Below are 15406 nucleotides of genomic sequence, written 5' to 3' on the forward strand. Positions count from 1 at the left end.
TAGGTAATTGACTGGGAAGCCCATCTTGGTGGTCTTCCACTATTCCAATCTCTTTATTCTTCCCTACGCTTAGCTTGTCAATAAACTGATTATCGAGGCCTTACAGACCTTTCAAATCACCCTCTTTCCTAAAGGGGGCGTTCTTTCAGAATACTCTATACTTTCATATTCCGTCAAGAGCCTTGCGGTACCTGCCGTATGTGAGACTGCGGTACCTGCCGTATGTGAGTGATTTAGTTCTCGTTGCCGAACGAGATGGGATATTACACCCTAACCCCCTTTTTGTCCAGCACTTTTTTAAGAAATTTGCAAAACGATTTCTATAATGTTTCAATACAATACTATAAATCCATTAATCTTTGGGATTGAGAAAATGAGCAATCTCCGATATTGTGTAAAAGAAAGAGGAAGGACAATCAATGCAATATATTCGACAAGCCCTGCCGCAGGACCTACCCTATATATACTCCATTGCCTTGCAAACGGCCTTTGCGGGATTGGATGGGAGACCATATTTCAATGATCAGTGGTGTGTCGGCCACTATTACGCTGCTCCCTACCTGTTCTTTGAGCCAGACGTATGTTTTATAGCTCTTGATGAGAACAGCCGCGTCTCAGGCTATATTGTAGGAACCAGCAACACCAGAGGTTTCAATACCTGGATGCACCAAACCTGGCTGCCTGTTCTGCAGGAGCAATACAAACAAGTGAAAGAGTTTAAAAGTGAAGCCGAGCAAGATGTGATTAAAACACTGCTCAAAGGCCCTGGCGAAGGCCTATGGCAGAACCTGGGCTATCCGGCACACCTGCACATTGACATATTGGAACACCTACAAGGAAAAGGGATAGGGAAGAGCCTGATGCTCACCTTTTTTGATGCCGTCAAAAAAAAGGGTGCATCCGGCGTCCACTTGGGTGTGGACGGCAGAAACACCCGTGCATACGGCTTCTATGAGAAAATGGGTTTTGGAATTCTCGAACAACAAAACTGGGGCTCCTTGTTCGGGAAAAAGCTCAATTAGTCCGCATCGGAATCCCACTTCATTTTCAGATATTCCAAATCACTGGCAAGGCGGTTGATGGCATTCGTGAGCCGGACGGCACGCTTCTGGTCAAGGTGCGGCTCACTTCCCGCCACCTGCATACGCTCAACCACCGTACGCAGCGTTGCTTCCTGCTTCGTAAGCTCTTCCAACGCTTCACGCAGCTCCCTGATGTAAGGAACCACCTTGTCGTCCACTGCTGCAGCAATGGGGAGTGAAGCCTCATCCAGCAAGTCCAGCCGTTCCATCGGTGAAGGCGCATACGCCTTGATATGCAGCGTCCGTGTCACAAATGAAGCAAACCAGGGAGCTACTTCCTTATCCCCATGGACAATGAACGCCCTTCTCGGCTCCTTCTTGAATGAAGTAAGCCACTTGACCAAGCCCTCTTGGTCAGCGTGACCGCTGATGCCATGCAGCTCACACACCTCACAGCGTACATCGATCTGCTCACCAAAAATGGTTACATGCCTGGCTCCATCGAGAATCGATCGCCCCAGGGTCCCCGCTGCCTGATATCCGCTGAACAGAACCGTACACTCCTTCCTGAAGAGATTATGCTTGAGATGGTGCTTGATCCTTCCTGCTTCACACATGCCGCTGGAGCTGATGATGACACAACTCTCCTTTCGCTTGTTCAAGGCTATCGAGTCAGCTACATCGGTAATGGTTACCAAGGAGGGAAACAAAATCGGATTTATTCCCTTGTTCACAAGCTCCATGGTCTCCTCATCCATATAGCCGAACAAGTTGCCTGCAAATACGTGAGTAGCCTTCACTGAGAGCGGGCTGTCTACGAAAACCGGAATGTCTCCAATGGTGGGACACAGCTTATTCTCAATGACCACTCTCAATAGGTAGAGGAGCTCCTGGGTCCTGCCTACGGCGAAGGAAGGAATTATGACGTTCCCTCCCCGCTTGAAGGTCCGCTCCACAATATCGGCAAGCTCCTGTGCCCGAATATGGGTGGGAACGCTGTTTCCCACAGCGTTTTCCGGCTTCTTGTGCACCCTGTTTCCATAGGTGGATTCCATAACGACAAAATCGGCTTCGTCGATATAGTCGGGGTCCTTGATCAAGGGTTGGTCGAAATTGCCGATATCGCCGGAAAAGACCAACTTGCGCCGCTCTTTACCCTCTTTCAGCCACAACTCGATGGAAGAGGATCCGAGCAGGTGTCCTGCATCGTTGAACCGAACCTTGATGCCCTCGTCGATATCACAGATTTCGTCATAGACGCAACTTTCGAAAAACTGCATGGCGTTTTGAGCGTCCTCGACAGTATAGAGCGGTTCGACGCCCTTTTTCCCCGCCCGAACAGCCTTGCGACTCTTCCACTCCGCTTCCATCTCCTGGATATGGCCGCTGTCTGCCAACATGATCTCACACAACTGAGTTGTCGCAGATGTGGCAAAAATCTTTCCCTTGAAACCCTCTTTCACCAAGAGGGGAATACGCCCGGTATGGTCGATATGGGCATGGGTGAGAAATACATAGTCGATGGCATCTGCGCGAAAAGGCAAGTCCAATCCCACCTCACGCTCATCATTTCCCTGTGGGAGACCGCAATCTATCAAGAGATACTTTCCATTGACCTGTACCATCGTACAACTGCCGGTCACCTGCTGTGCTGCTCCGAAGAAAGTTATATGCATGTGTTGACTCCTACCTTCAAAGATACGATTGATAGCCGTTCAATGCAACTTATTTTCCAAATCCACGTGAGCTTGCGTAGAGTCAGTGGATTGAGTATCCTAAGGAAAAGGGAAATTGGCAATGGATACACACAAGAGATCAATCAAAATGCTGCAAGTTGAACGAACCATCAAATCACTTGCAAAAAACAATATCGAAGCCCGCTTCGTTTCCTCAAGAGAGGAGGTCGTCCCCACGGTAGCTTCCTTGATGAAACACGGTCAGAGCGTAGCGGTGGGCGGTTCGGTTACCCTTGATGAGACCGGAGTGCTCAATCATCTGCGAAGTGGTTCGTATGTCTTTTACGACCGGTACAAGAAAGGGATTACCAAAGAGGAGCTCGACGAGGTTTTTCTGAAAAGCTTCACTGTCGATACCTACCTCAGCAGTGCCAATGCACTTACGGAGCACGGGGAAGTTTACTGCGTCGACGGAAGATCCAACCGGGTTTCTGCCATGCTCTATGGTCCGAAGCAGGTTATACTGGTTGTGTCATGGGACAAAATCGTACCTGATCTCATCAGCGCCATTCTGCGGGTGAAAAATATCGCAGCCCCTGCAAATGCCACGCGCCTTTCCACCGGAACATTTTGCACCGAAAACGGAAAGTGCATCAATACCGCCTGTGATGACAGACACCTGATGGCTTTGCCAGCAGGCGCCTGCGAGCACACCATCTGTTCCAACTATGTTGTTTTTTCCCATCAGCAGATCGAGGGAAGAATGAAAGTACTCATCGTCGGTGAGAGTATCGGATACTAACGGAGGATTGCATGATATCGGATTTTACGTACTATACCCCGACAAAAGTCATATTCGGAAAGAATACTGAATCGCAAGTAGGTTCCCTGGTTGCCAACGAGGGCTGCAAGAAAGTCTTGGTCCATTATGGATCGGAAAGCGCGAAAAAATCAGGATTGCTTGAGAGAGTAACCACATCCCTTGCCAAGCAGGGAATCGATTATGTCACGCTGGGAGGTGTCGTACCGAACCCCAGGTTGAGCAAAGTCCATGAGGGCATCGAGCTCTGCAAACAGGAAGGAGTGGACTTTATTCTGGCAGTCGGCGGAGGCTCGGTCATCGACTCTGCCAAAGCCATCGGCTATGGCTTGTATCACGGTGGCGAGGTGTGGGACTTCTACGACCAGACCCGTCAGATCCAAGGATGCTATCCTGTTGGTGCTGTTTTGACCATTGCCGCCGCCGGCAGTGAAATGAGCAACTCTTCAGTCATCACCAACGAGGATGGGAATCTGAAACGTGGTGCCAACCACGATTCTTCGCGCTGCAGGTTTGCCATCATGAATCCGGAGCTGACCTATACCCTGCCTGAATACCAGACCATGAGCGGTGCAGTCGACATCATGATGCATACCATCGAGCGCTATTTTGTCAAGGGTTCAACCATGGACCTCACCGACCAGATGGCTGAGGCGCTTTTGCGCTCCGTCATGGAGGCTGCAACCAAGCTTAAACAGGATGGACGGGACTACGATGCCAGGGCCACCCTGATGTGGGCAAGCAGCCTCTCGCACAACGGCCTGATGGGTTGCGGGCACAGCCACAGAGGCGACTGGGCTCCTCATCAGTTGGAACACGAGATGGGAGGCATGTTTGATGTCGCCCATGGTGCGGGGCTGTCGGCAATTTGGATCTCATGGGCCAAGTATGTCTACCAGGAGGCTCCCGAGCGCTTTGCACGCTTCGGTCGAAACGTCCTGGGTCTTGCAGGCAGCACCGATGCCAAAGCAGACGCCCTTGCAACCATAGAGGCCATGCGCCGCTTCTTCAGAAGCATCGACATGCCGACAAACTTTGCCGAGCTCGGCATCCAACCTACCGAGGACCAAATCGAGGAGATGACGGTGAAAGCCACCTTCTGGGGCAAGCGCACCCTTGGTGATGTGATGGTGCTCGGCAAGGATCAGATCAGGGCGGTCTACGAGCTTGCCGCTCACGCTTGATGGTCCTTGGACCAGAGGTAGAGCAGCAACATCTGTTCAAGTGTCCTGAGGGGACCCGGTTGACTCGAGTCCCTTCTCAGCCTGGAGAGGGCGTTGCGCCTCAGAAATGACCGATACAACCGTATTGCTGGAAGATCCTCCTCATTGGGCCCTTCCAGCAACTGGTATGGTCTCAGGCCAAGAAGCTGATGGGCTTCTTCCCTGCTCACTGCCGACAGTTGATTCTCTTCCATGATCTCCTGCAGGTTTTTCAGCTGCTCGAAGCTCAAGGAGAACAAGAACTCATCCAATGCATACACGACTTCTTCATCACTTCCCCGATCACGGAGAAAGTCATGCCACATCGGAGGCAGCCGAAACGAGAGCTGCAACAACTCCACTGTTCCAAGCAGGGTGCCGAGGACAGGAACCAAGGTATGCCTGACTTCCCAGAGTTGCTGCATCAGCGGAGCAAAAGAATCGGCTTGGGCATTGCTTCGCTCCTCCCACATGCGCACCAAGTCCCTGGTCGCCCGGCGGGTCCAACTCTCATTTCCAAGGCTGTCCGAAATAATGGATATGTACAGGTCTTCAGCCATCAATGAAAACAGGATGGCATGATAGCAAACAAGAATCTGTTCCAGTTTGGGCGTCAAGCATGAATGCTTCTGGGCGATTTTTCGCAGAAACCCGAAGAGATGGAGCTTGGAGATGGTAAAGGACCTCCCCAGCGAGGCTTTCGTAGGCAGGTTCACCACTTCTTCGATGCCTTGATTGCTCAGCTTCGCAGCAAGCGTTTCCACACTGCGTGCCTTGGGTGAAAAGCCGAGGTCGGAAGTCAGGGAAGCAGACCGGTCTACTATTCCGGCAAGCATCTCCAAATCCTCCACCTTTCCATCAAGGAGTGAGGCAAGATTCGGCTCATGCACATACAGCAGTTCACGGCAATCGTCCAGTAAGCTGAATTCTTGTTCAGTAAACGCTATGATATCGCTCACAGAGCACATACCTCGATAGACATATAATGCTCAAACCATATGCTGGAAACAAGGAAATGTCCAGAACAAAACAAAAGCACCACCTCCTGGGAAGCAGTGCCTCTATCAAGAAAACCGTAAGCACATCATTCCATGAACAGACGCACAACCTCTTCATTATCCCGAGCCTGTTCGAGCATCCGCCTGAAGACTTGACTGGTGCAGGTGCGGGCAATGGAAGCAAGCAACTCAACATGTGCCGAAGCTTGTTTGGATGGAGCCAAAACCAAAAAGAAAATTCTACTCTTTTGACCATCGGGGGAGTCAAAGTCTACAGGAAAACGACTGATACCCACCACCATCACGACCTGCTCGACGACATCAGTCTTGGCGTGGGGAATGGCAATCCCATTGCCGATACCTGTCGATCCCAGACTTTCCCGGTTGAGGACGGCATCCAAAATCTGTTCAAACTGCTGTGTTGAATACCCCTTGGCTTTTGCTATCACCTCAACAAGCTCATTGATGATACCACGCTTGTCGGTGTGCATAAGCGGCACTTTGACCAGGTTCTTGTCCAATACATCCAGTACATTCATGCAGAGCTCCTTACGCTTCAAACTCTAGCCAGATATCGTCATCATCACGAACCACCAACACCGGGCAGGGTGATGTGCGCATCATCCTATCAGTCTCGCTTGCAAGCTCTTCGCGACGGGAACGGATATCAGTGATTCCTCCGAGCACAAACAAATCGGCTTTTTGTGCTTTCAACAGTTCCTTCACTACTATGTGCACCGTGCCTTCAAGCTTGACTGTTTCAATATCCACCTCTTTCTGGGAAGCCAGTCGTGCAGCATGCCTGAGGTAGCGGTCGGCATCCTGTTGTAAATCCTTCTGGTACTCATCCCGTTCAACGGCAACAAAAATGCCAGCCATGACCAGCTCACTCAGTGCCTTGGTATTGATCACGTACACTGCCGTCAGCTTCGCATCATGTTCCTTTGCCAGCTTGATCCCATACATGATGGCGGTCATCGAACTTTCAGAGCCATCCAGATACACGACGATCTGCTTAAATGGAACTCCCATGCAAGCCTCCCTTATCCATCGTATCATTATCGGCGCAAGAGGTCAAAGCCTGAACCTGAGACCCGGCCTGTTCCATACGGTCTTTTACAACCTTGAGCAGGATGAAATTCTCGCGCTCCTGCTCCTCGATGCGGCCACGCATCCAAGCGATGGTTTCCTTATTCTGGGGAATCACTATCTTTTCCAATGCATTGACCTTGCGGATTGTCTTTTTCACTTCCTTTGCAAGGCGCATGATGGAGACTTTGAGCTCGGCCAGTCTTCCCATCAATTGCAAGGTTGTCCGATACCGGTCAACGGCTAGTTCGCTGAGAATGCTGGTGTCCTCACTGCTGAAATAAGGGCTCTTGTCAACGAACGTGGTCTCCACCTTGGGGACCGAGACACCCATGACCCGTCTACTGCCAAGGTTGATGGAATAATCGATGTTCACCGCTCCTCCGAGGTTTCCCACCCTCAGCCTGCCCATCTGCATGATGGCATCGCTGAGAGAGAGCTGGGCCTCGGCAAGGGAATTGACCACCCGGCTCTCATAATCGACGGCTTGATCGACCAACGTAAGCAATTCCACTACAAGAATGGAGCGCTTCTGGTCGAGCAGCTCATGACCGAGCTGGGCGAACTTGAGATCTTCAATCAACTTGAGCAGGTTGCTCCTGGTAGGAGCAAGCGTGGTATTCACCCTTCCTCCTTACTTGCCATAGTATTGGGCAATCTCCTCATCGGTAAGCCGCTGCAGCTCCTCGCTAGGCAATTTACTCAACGCCTCCCAACCCAGATCGAGTGTCTGCTCGATACTGCGATCCTCGTCGAATCCTTGATTCACAAACTTCTTCTCAAAGAAGCTGCCGAACTCCAAATACTGTTGGTCGAGGGCGGTCAACTCCTCTTCGCCGATAACCGAAGCGAGGTTCTGGACATCCTTCACATGACTGTATGAAGCAAACAGCTGGTTGGCCAGATGGGGATGGTCGGCTCGTGTCATCCCCTCCCCGATTCCGTCCTTCATCAGGCGGGAAAGGGATGGCAGACAGTTGATGGGAGGATAAATGCCGCGTGCCTGCATGCTCCGCTCAAAGACAATCTGTCCTTCCGTGATGTATCCGGTCAAATCGGGCACAGGGTGGCTGATGTCATCGTTGGGCATGGAGAGAATGGGCAGCTGGGTGATCGAACCACTGCGGCCGCTGATCTTTCCCGACCGTTCATAAATCTCAGCAAGGTTGGAATACAAATATCCCGGATAGCCTTTGCGGGAAGGAATCTCACCACGCATGGTACCGATCTCACGCAAGGATTCACAGTAGTTGGTCATATCTGTCATGATCACCAACACCTGCTTGCCCTTGTCGTATGCCAGATACTCTGCAAGCGTCAGAGCCGTCTTGGGCGTAATGGTGCGCTCGATCGAGGGGTCATCTGCGAGAGAGAGGAACAATGCCACATTGTCCAGAACTCCGGTTTCCTCAAAGCTGTCGATGAAAAACCGGGCTACGTCATACTTGACACCCATTGCAGCAAAGACGATGCAGAAATCTCCCGAGCTGCCCCGCACCTTCGCCTGTCGGGCGATCTGGGCGGCAAGCTGGTTGTGATCCAGACCATTTCCACTGAAGATGGGAAGCTTCTGCCCCTGGATGAGCGTGGTCATTCCATCGATGACGGAAATGCCGGTCTGGATGAAGTCGCGGGGATATTCACGGGCCGTCGGGTTGATCGGCTCACCATTCACATCGCGCTCGGCAAGAGCGTGAACGGTACCTGAACCGTCACGGCTCCTACCCAGCCCGTTCATGACACGTCCGAGCATCTGCTCGGAAACACCAAGGGTCAAGGGTTCACCCATGAAGCGCATGCCGGTAGCAGGCAGGGTCAAGCCATCGGTTCCCTCGAACACCTGTACGACTACAACATCGTCACTGGTGTCCAGGACCTGACCTGAACGGTGCGACCCATCGGGTGCGAGAACTTCGACAAGCTCGCCGAAACCCACCGCATGGGTGTTTCGCATGTATACCAGCGGCCCGTCGATGCGGCTTACGCCCCGATACTCACGTCCACTGAGAAGCCGTCGGTCAGTTTGGGCCAGCAAGGTTTCCGCCTTAGTTCTCATAGATGCCTCCAATCTGATCAATCGAGCGTTCAAGACGCAACTGCAGCCTGTCGATGGTCTCCAGTTCGTCGCCTTTGACGGTCAGCCTCATGCGGACCATCTCCTGAACGGCCTTAAGCCTGCGTATCTTGACCATGGGTACACCCTTGGTGATGGCCTCAAGCCCCTTCTCATAGTAGGCAAGAATGACAGAGAGCATCTTTACCTGTTTTTCCACCGAGCAGAAGCGGTCGACTTCATCAAAGGCATTCTGTTGTAAAAATGCGGTCTTGAAGAGGGAACACACCTCAAGAATGAAGTTCTGGGTGTCAGGCAGGGCATCAGGTCCGACCAGCTTTACTATTTGTTGGAGTCGCACCTCTTTCTGCAGGAGATCCATGATTTTTTGTCTACTCAAGTACCAACTGCCGTCACTGTGGTCGTTCCACCACTGCTTCACATCTCCCAGATACTCGCTGTAGGATTCAAGCCAGCTGATCGCCGGATAGTGACGACTGCTGGCCAGCTGTCGGTCAAGACCCCAGAAACAACGAACAAAACGTTTGGTATGCTGGGTTACCGGCTCGGAAAAATCGCCTCCGGGAGGGCTTACCGCCCCGATGATGGAGACCGATCCAGAATTTCCTGAGAGGGTCTGCATGAATCCCGCCCGTTCATAGAACTGGGCGATACGGGTGGGCAGGTAGGCGGGAAAACCTTCTTCTGCAGGCATCTCCTCCATGCGACCACTCAACTCGCGAAGAGCCTCGGCCCAGCGGCTTGTCGAGTCGGCCATAATGGCGACATGGTAGCCCTGGTCGCGATAGTATTCGGCCATCGTAATGCCGGTGTAGATGGATGCCTCGCGGGCACTTACCGGCATGTTCGAGGTATTGGCTATGAGGATGGTCCGTTCCATGAGCGAATGACCTGTTCTCGGATCGATGAGCAGCGGAAACTCCTTCAGTACGTCAGTCATTTCATTGCCGCGTTCGCCGCAACCGATGTAGACGATTATGTCGGCATCACACCACTGGGCGATCGAGTGCTGGGTCATGGTTTTGCCGGTTCCGAATCCTCCGGGGATGGCAACCGTACCACCTTTTGCCAAAGGAAAGAGCGTATCGATAACCCTCAGGCCGGTAATAAGCGGCTGCTTGAGGGCAAGGCGCTTTTCAACCGGCCTTGGGAGCCTGATCGGCCATCGCTGCAGCATGCATATCTGCTCTTGATGCCCGTTGGGCAGCACGACGGTTGCCAGAATATCCTCGATGGTATACTCTCCCGGCTCGACAATTTCACTGACCACTGCGCTCTTGATGTGCACAGGAACAAGAATCCTATGCTCGATCCTGCTGGTCTCCTGGACTGTGCCAAGAATCTGTCCCGCCGTAACGGTGGCGCCTGCCTCGATTGAAGGAGTAAAGTTCCAACGCTTTTGATGACTGACAGCATCGAAAGTCAAGCCGCGGGAGATGAAAGCTCCACTGGCTGCCATCAGCTGTTCCAAGGGGCGCTGTATCCCGTCATAGATGGTTCCAATAAGTCCGGGTGCAAGCTCGACGGACAAGCTCATACCGCTTCCATAGACATTGTCGCCCGGGCAAATACCGGTGGCATCCTCATAGACCTGAACCGTCGCCAACCCATCGTAGAGTTTGACCACTTCTCCGACCAATTGCTGCTCGCCGATTCGCACCAATTCCATCATCATGGCATCCTTGATATCCTTGACAATGAGAATCGGTCCGTTTACTCGTTTGACGCGTCCAATAATTCTCTCTTTCATGTATGTTCCTGAATCATAGCCCTAACTACGCGGTCAAGTCGTCTGAGACGGATCTCGACCTGATTGTTGAACGAAACCATGCCGTCCAACGAAGAGACAACAACCCCAAGACCGCGAATGGGTTTACTCTCGAGATGCAAGATAATGCTGCTGCCGGTAACTTTCTTGATAATTTCAGCTGCAGTCTCAAGCTGCGCTTCAGTTACAGGACACTGGTTGCTGTACGCAACCTTTGCTTCCTTCAGGTCCAGGCCCAAGGCTGCTTCAGCAATCCACTGGGGAAGGTAGGGAGCAATGGTTTTGGCATCAAGCATCGAGAGCACCCTGGAAAGCACTTCTTGATACCGGTCATCCCCTTGGCGAAGAACGGCCTTGCGCTTTGCACTGGTCATGTTTGCCTGGAGACGAAGCTCTATCTGCCTCAACTTGTGCTCGAGGGCCCGCCGCTCTGCTTCCTTTTCTGACTCAGCTCGCTTTTCAGCATCTTTGAGAATGGCCGATGCCTGTTCCTTTGCTTCCTGCAGCGTCTTTTTGGCAGCCTGGTCGGCTTGCTCAAGAATACCGGTAAGCAGGCGACTGTCGGTTGTTTCCATACTATCTTCCTATAACGAGACCCCGATCGCTTGGTTGACCAGGGCACGCAAATCCGGAGGCCCCTGCTTGGAGTTTGGAGACGGAATCTCCACCACAAGCGGGAACGTTTCACTAAAAAGGTACCGGTTGACTACGGGACGGATTAAATCAGCAACCTCATCCGTTATGATGATAATGCCATGTTCCGGATTTTCCAGTGCCTTGTCCCAAGCTTGCATAGCCTGCTGTGCTGTTGTCGCCTGCATGCCGAAGACACCGACGAGGGAGAATCCCAAGACGGTATCTTCGTCACCGATGACAAAATATTTCATGCATTATACCTTTCCGAGAATCATCAGGCTGGTGATGAAACCGAATACCACCAAACCTTCGGCAAGGGCGATGAAAATCAATGCCTGGCTTGCTATTTCCGGCCTTTCACTGATTGCTCCCATTGCAGCGCTGCCTACCTTTCCGATTGCCATGCCTGCTGCAAGAGCTCCAACTGCAAAAGCAAGAGCAGCACTGAAGCAAACCAGGGCAAGGTTGTAATCACCGTCCTGCGCAGCTTCAGTTGTTGCAGCATAGGCACCAGGGGCGAAAACAAAGGCGGATGCAAGCAACACAAGAGCTGTTGCAACGAAGGTCATCGATACTTTTCTTCTAAATTCGATGTTGGTCATACTGTGACCCTCCTAAAAAAAATCTCTATCTCTTCTCGGAAGAAACTGAGTTGAGCCCCACCGGCTCATACGCAATCCCCTTGCCGGTAAAATACCTTGAGAAGAATTCATAATAGTTCAAACGAAGTGACTGAATACCTGCACTCAAGCCTTCCAACACAATCACCAGGACATTGCCGAGGATGAAGATGGCGATCCCGCCAAACCCATCAACCAGGGACGAAAGCATTTTGAAAGACTCCATCAGCGATGCGTGTGCGATGCCCAAACCGGCTACCCGCATGAAGGAGAGGGTGTTGGACATATACCCGGTAAAGATTTCCAGTACATCAACCAGCCATTCCATGACGGAATCGAGGATGAGCTTGCCCGGTTCGTGTTTCGGTCCTCCCTTGCGAACCGAGAGGAAATACGAGAGAAAGCCACGGGCGAAGAGCAGAATCAGACAAACGGTCACCACCGGAGCGACCCAGCTTGTTTGGGGGAACTCTCGATACCCGTTTTCTACAAAACCGAAGCCCATATACAGACCCACTGCGAACAGCAAGCCACCAACCAAACCGTTCTTGTCCAAGAAAAGAGTCAAATAGGAGCGTTTGCGAATCAGGTTGACCCAGTTGAGAACAAGGCCGGTATAGATGATGATGATGCCGAACTTGATGGTGATGCCCAAAATCCCATACACATCGTGTATCAGCGATCCTTCGGCATGTCCGGCAACTGCAGCTTCATAGTTGAACCAGAGAGCAGGGAAAAGGCCCAATCCAAAGTACGAACCGAACAGCACCCCGAAGACCATGGAGGAAAGTCCGAGATAGACCAACAGCGATGTAACGTTGCGGCTGAGCATCCCATCCGGCTTGAGAGGATTTTTCTTGTACGAGCGTGAGCCGAGCAAGCCTACAAGCAAGAGCACAAACCCTTGGCCTACATCGGCAAACATCAGGCCGAACATCGACAGGTAGGCAATCATGACAAAAATCGTGGGGTTTACCGTACCATACTCGGGCGTGCTGTAGTTGTTGACGATATTCTGGAAGGGTTTGAGTGCTTTGGGTGATGCAATGGCAACAGGCACTTCCTGGCGGGGCACCTCGGTGGCATTCGTCCATTCGATGACACACTGCCCTTCACTGGCCTCCATAATTGCAGACCTGACCTGGTCAGCCTGGTCTGAGGGAACCCACCCCGAAAACAAGGTGGTATTTCTTGTATAGGCAAAGTAGGAACGAATCTGGTCACATAATTCATTGAGACGCAGATTCGACCAAATGGCAAACAGCTGACTTTGCTGTTGTTTCACCACCGCATCGACAGCTTGTTCGACCTCTGTCCTGCTCTTCAGCGCCTTCTGATGTTCAGCTTCCAGCCTGCCTTTTATCAAGGAGATGGCTTTTCTTTGCAACTCCACGTCACTGGATTCGACCCAGCCGAACTTCTCAAGCAGCGGATCGACTTGCGAGACATCGCGACGAAGAGTCAGGCATATCCATTTCTCGCTGTCGGGAACCCTATCCAAGAGTCCACCATAGACTGCAAGCTTGCCACTCAAGTCTTCGGATTTACCATGCGTAATTTCCCCCACCCGCAAATCCAGATACTCACCTTTTTCTTCGGCGATGTACCGTCTCATCTCTTCGATGCCCATCAGCTGCTGGTTGCTCTCCTTCTGCTTTTCCTTCAAGGAGAGCAGGTCGGAGGTAAGGTCGTCCAGGATTCGCTTGTACTCTTCAAGCTGTGGCTTTTCCAATTTCTTGACATCGAGCACTTCACTGGTGGGAACATCCAAGTGTCCTTGCTTCAGCAAGGCTTCGACACGCTTTCGCATCTCTTCCAGGTTCGCCCTATTGACAGAGCTGGGTCGGCTTGACAGCTTCTCCATCTGTTGGGGGTCAAGCTTGTTGATATGGACAAAATCAAGCACACCCAACTCGAGCAGTGCCTTAACCACCGCCTCACTGGTCTGTTCCAGTACGACGGCTGTCAGCAATTTCATCGGCCTTGTGAACAAGTTCATCCCAACACCCCCCTGATGTATTCCTCTTCATACCCGTAATATTTTCCGTTTAAAATCGCCCTGATCATAGCTGTCTCTTCCTTGCATAGAAAGAAGTAAGCCAAGCTGAGCCCGATTGTGAAAGGATCGGTTGCCAGCATTTTCTGGTAGAGCGCCTGTCGTCGGGTCGCCAAATACCCCTCAATCTTGAGGTTCTCCAGCACACTCGCCTCATCTGAATGTATACCCAACCGATTCTTTTGCACCTGTGTCTCTTCGAGTCCCGGAAAATGCCGGTTGATAATGGAGAGAGGGTTCCGATCCTCGCTCTTTTGGGCAAGGAATTTTTGGGTTTCGGAGCTTGTAAACACACTGCCCCAGGGAAGCAGCAACTTTCTCAGCTTGTCGGCATCCATGTGGTGATATCCACCGTGGCGAACCAGGATGGTAAGGTTTCGCAGATCAATTTCCAACAGGAAGATCGAAGTGGCCACTTCCCTATCCTGTCTGGACAAGTCCTTGCAGCTTTGCATCAAGGATGCATACCAAAGCCGGTCAAGCTCACTTTCCATCACAAACAATCCGTCCTGCTCCAGGGCTTGTCCTGTAAAAGTTTTCAAAACATCCCAATACGGGGTTTCTTTGACTGCGTTCAGTACAGCATCCCAACCGGTTGCATTGATCAGGGCGGTCCAATCGATTGGATGCAGGATGACCTCTTTGAACAGGTACCCGCTTCTATGCCTGATCGGGCGGTGTCTGATGATACTGCTGTACCAAAGCCTGATGGCGTTCTTCAGATTATCTATTTCAATCTTGCCCAACAGGTGCTGGACGAAGGTTGCAGGACTGCCTTCCAGGTACTTTTGCACTTCCCGATACATCTCGATTTCTTGTTGCAGGAGAACCAACTCCATCTGCTGTAAATCACCGGTTTGGTCATAGGCATGAGCTACCTCACGGTATCGGCTGTCCCGCAAAACACCTACAGCCTCTACAAGGGAGACCGACCTGAGAAGAGACTCTATGAGGTGGTCCTGACGCATCAAGCCAATCTTTGCCCGAAGCTTGGCATTGATGAATCCATATACGGATACAGGGTTCCTGCTCATTGCAGTTCCAGATAACTTTCTAGATCGGTTTTGCACACCTTCTCGACGACGGCTCGGGCAATACGATCAAGTTCATCCTCTTGCAGCGTCTCAACACGTTGCAAACCTGCCTCAAATTCAGAGAGTCTCAAAGCGGCATCAGCTTCAGCTTGCTGCAGCAGGGCATTACAACGCTCCCGTTCCTGCTTTATTGAGGATCGAACAAGTTCATTGGCTTGGGTCTGGGCGTCGGTGATATAGTCTCTTGCTGTACGTTCGGCGTCTCTTATGATCTTCTGCGCTCTATCCTCAACCGACAATACCTCGTTGATTATATCGCTACGCACCTTGATACTTCCTTACTTGAATTCGAACAATACCGCCCCTATACTCCACCTTTTATTGATGAGTGTCAAGCAATGTTCAGGGTGC

16 protein-coding genes are annotated in these 15406 nt (G+C 51.6%); 3 read left to right on the forward strand and 13 right to left on the reverse strand.

Going from position 1 to position 15406, the window contains the following annotated elements; genetic code table 11:
- Positions 1-419: 419 nt before the first annotated feature.
- The gene (locus B3K89_RS05420) at positions 420-1022 is read left to right on the forward strand and encodes a GNAT family N-acetyltransferase (protein ID WP_293895932.1); all 603 of its coding nucleotides are present in this window, start codon (positions 420-422) and stop codon (positions 1020-1022) included.
- Here the strand turns inward: B3K89_RS05420 and B3K89_RS05425 are convergent.
- Complete coding sequence (locus tag B3K89_RS05425) at positions 1019-2698, reverse strand: MBL fold metallo-hydrolase (protein WP_345907165.1); 1680 nt, start codon at positions 2696-2698, stop codon at positions 1019-1021. The two genes, B3K89_RS05420 and B3K89_RS05425, sit on opposite strands and share 4 nt — an antisense overlap.
- 121 nt (positions 2699-2819) lie before the next feature.
- On the opposite strand from B3K89_RS05425, the gene B3K89_RS05430 reads away from it, so the two are divergent.
- Entirely contained in the window at positions 2820-3500 is a 681-nt protein-coding gene (locus B3K89_RS05430) for a lactate utilization protein (RefSeq protein WP_293895928.1), read from the forward strand.
- An 11-nt stretch (positions 3501-3511) separates the two neighbouring features.
- Positions 3512-4702 (forward strand): iron-containing alcohol dehydrogenase, encoded by a 1191-nt coding sequence (locus B3K89_RS05435; RefSeq protein ID WP_293895925.1) that lies wholly within the window; start codon positions 3512-3514, stop codon positions 4700-4702.
- On the opposite strand, the gene B3K89_RS05440 is transcribed toward B3K89_RS05435, so the two are convergent.
- The 12 genes from B3K89_RS05440 to B3K89_RS05495 form a co-directional block, all read right to left on the reverse strand.
- On the reverse strand, positions 4693-5679 hold the full coding sequence (locus B3K89_RS05440; protein ID WP_345907166.1) for a hypothetical protein: 987 nt from the start codon (positions 5677-5679) through the stop codon (positions 4693-4695). The two genes, B3K89_RS05435 and B3K89_RS05440, sit on opposite strands and share 10 nt — an antisense overlap.
- Before the next feature lie 125 nt (positions 5680-5804).
- On the reverse strand, positions 5805-6257 hold the full coding sequence (locus B3K89_RS05445; RefSeq protein WP_293895919.1) for a PTS sugar transporter subunit IIA: 453 nt from the start codon (positions 6255-6257) through the stop codon (positions 5805-5807).
- A gap of 10 nt (positions 6258-6267) precedes the next feature.
- Positions 6268-6750, reverse strand: coding sequence for a universal stress protein (locus B3K89_RS05450; protein ID WP_293895916.1), 483 nt, complete (start codon positions 6748-6750; stop codon positions 6268-6270).
- Positions 6734-7432, reverse strand: a complete 699-nt coding sequence (locus tag B3K89_RS05455; protein ID WP_293895913.1) for a V-type ATP synthase subunit D — start codon at positions 7430-7432, stop codon at positions 6734-6736. The genes B3K89_RS05450 and B3K89_RS05455 overlap by 17 nt, the downstream gene beginning before the upstream one ends.
- Positions 7433-7441: 9 nt before the next feature.
- Entirely contained in the window at positions 7442-8863 is a 1422-nt protein-coding gene (locus tag B3K89_RS05460; RefSeq protein WP_293895910.1) for a V-type ATP synthase subunit B, read from the reverse strand.
- Positions 8853-10631, reverse strand: coding sequence for a V-type ATP synthase subunit A (locus B3K89_RS05465; RefSeq protein WP_320349753.1), 1779 nt, complete (start codon positions 10629-10631; stop codon positions 8853-8855). Before B3K89_RS05465 ends, B3K89_RS05460 begins: the two co-directional genes overlap by 11 nt.
- On the reverse strand, positions 10628-11224 hold the full coding sequence (locus B3K89_RS05470; protein ID WP_293895904.1) for a V-type ATP synthase subunit E family protein: 597 nt from the start codon (positions 11222-11224) through the stop codon (positions 10628-10630). Before B3K89_RS05470 ends, B3K89_RS05465 begins: the two co-directional genes overlap by 4 nt.
- 9 nt (positions 11225-11233) lie before the next feature.
- Entirely contained in the window at positions 11234-11536 is a 303-nt protein-coding gene (locus tag B3K89_RS05475) for a V-type ATP synthase subunit F (RefSeq protein WP_293895901.1), read from the reverse strand.
- Positions 11537-11539: 3 nt separating this feature from the next.
- Entirely contained in the window at positions 11540-11887 is a 348-nt protein-coding gene (locus B3K89_RS05480; RefSeq protein ID WP_293895898.1) for an ATP synthase subunit C, read from the reverse strand.
- Positions 11888-11912: 25 nt separating this feature from the next.
- A complete protein-coding gene (locus B3K89_RS05485) occupies positions 11913-13904 on the reverse strand; it encodes a V-type ATP synthase subunit I (RefSeq protein ID WP_293895895.1) in 1992 nt (663 codons plus the stop codon).
- Complete coding sequence (locus B3K89_RS05490) at positions 13901-14995, reverse strand: V0D/AC39 family V-type ATPase subunit (protein WP_293895892.1); 1095 nt, start codon at positions 14993-14995, stop codon at positions 13901-13903. Before B3K89_RS05490 ends, B3K89_RS05485 begins: the two co-directional genes overlap by 4 nt.
- Positions 14992-15321, reverse strand: coding sequence for a hypothetical protein (locus B3K89_RS05495; protein ID WP_293895889.1), 330 nt, complete (start codon positions 15319-15321; stop codon positions 14992-14994). Before B3K89_RS05495 ends, B3K89_RS05490 begins: the two co-directional genes overlap by 4 nt.
- Positions 15322-15406 lie beyond the last annotated feature (85 nt).

The organism is Sphaerochaeta sp. UBA5849 (assembly GCA_002432715.1).
GTDB lineage: Bacteria > Spirochaetota > Spirochaetia > Sphaerochaetales > Sphaerochaetaceae > Sphaerochaeta.

Excerpts from the sequence above, each read along its gene's own strand:
- B3K89_RS05445 (WP_293895919.1), bottom strand. The coding sequence starts at position 6,257 with ATGAATGTACTGGATGTATTGGACAAGAACCTGGTCAAAGTGCCGCTT.
- B3K89_RS05465 (WP_320349753.1), bottom strand. The coding sequence starts at position 10,631 with ATGAAAGAGAGAATTATTGGACGCGTCAAACGAGTAAACGGACCGATT.
- B3K89_RS05470 (WP_293895904.1), bottom strand. The coding sequence starts at position 11,224 with ATGGAAACAACCGACAGTCGCCTGCTTACCGGTATTCTTGAGCAAGCC.
- B3K89_RS05490 (WP_293895892.1), bottom strand. The coding sequence starts at position 14,995 with ATGAGCAGGAACCCTGTATCCGTATATGGATTCATCAATGCCAAGCTT.
- B3K89_RS05475 (WP_293895901.1), bottom strand. The coding sequence starts at position 11,536 with ATGAAATATTTTGTCATCGGTGACGAAGATACCGTCTTGGGATTCTCC.
- B3K89_RS05450 (WP_293895916.1), bottom strand. The coding sequence starts at position 6,750 with ATGGGAGTTCCATTTAAGCAGATCGTCGTGTATCTGGATGGCTCTGAA.
- B3K89_RS05420 (WP_293895932.1), top strand. The coding sequence starts at position 420 with ATGCAATATATTCGACAAGCCCTGCCGCAGGACCTACCCTATATATAC.
- B3K89_RS05460 (WP_293895910.1), bottom strand. The coding sequence starts at position 8,863 with ATGAGAACTAAGGCGGAAACCTTGCTGGCCCAAACTGACCGACGGCTT.
- B3K89_RS05425 (WP_345907165.1), bottom strand. The coding sequence starts at position 2,698 with ATGCATATAACTTTCTTCGGAGCAGCACAGCAGGTGACCGGCAGTTGT.
- B3K89_RS05430 (WP_293895928.1), top strand. The coding sequence starts at position 2,820 with ATGGATACACACAAGAGATCAATCAAAATGCTGCAAGTTGAACGAACC.
- B3K89_RS05480 (WP_293895898.1), bottom strand. The coding sequence starts at position 11,887 with ATGACCAACATCGAATTTAGAAGAAAAGTATCGATGACCTTCGTTGCA.
- B3K89_RS05485 (WP_293895895.1), bottom strand. The coding sequence starts at position 13,904 with ATGAACTTGTTCACAAGGCCGATGAAATTGCTGACAGCCGTCGTACTG.
- B3K89_RS05435 (WP_293895925.1), top strand. The coding sequence starts at position 3,512 with ATGATATCGGATTTTACGTACTATACCCCGACAAAAGTCATATTCGGA.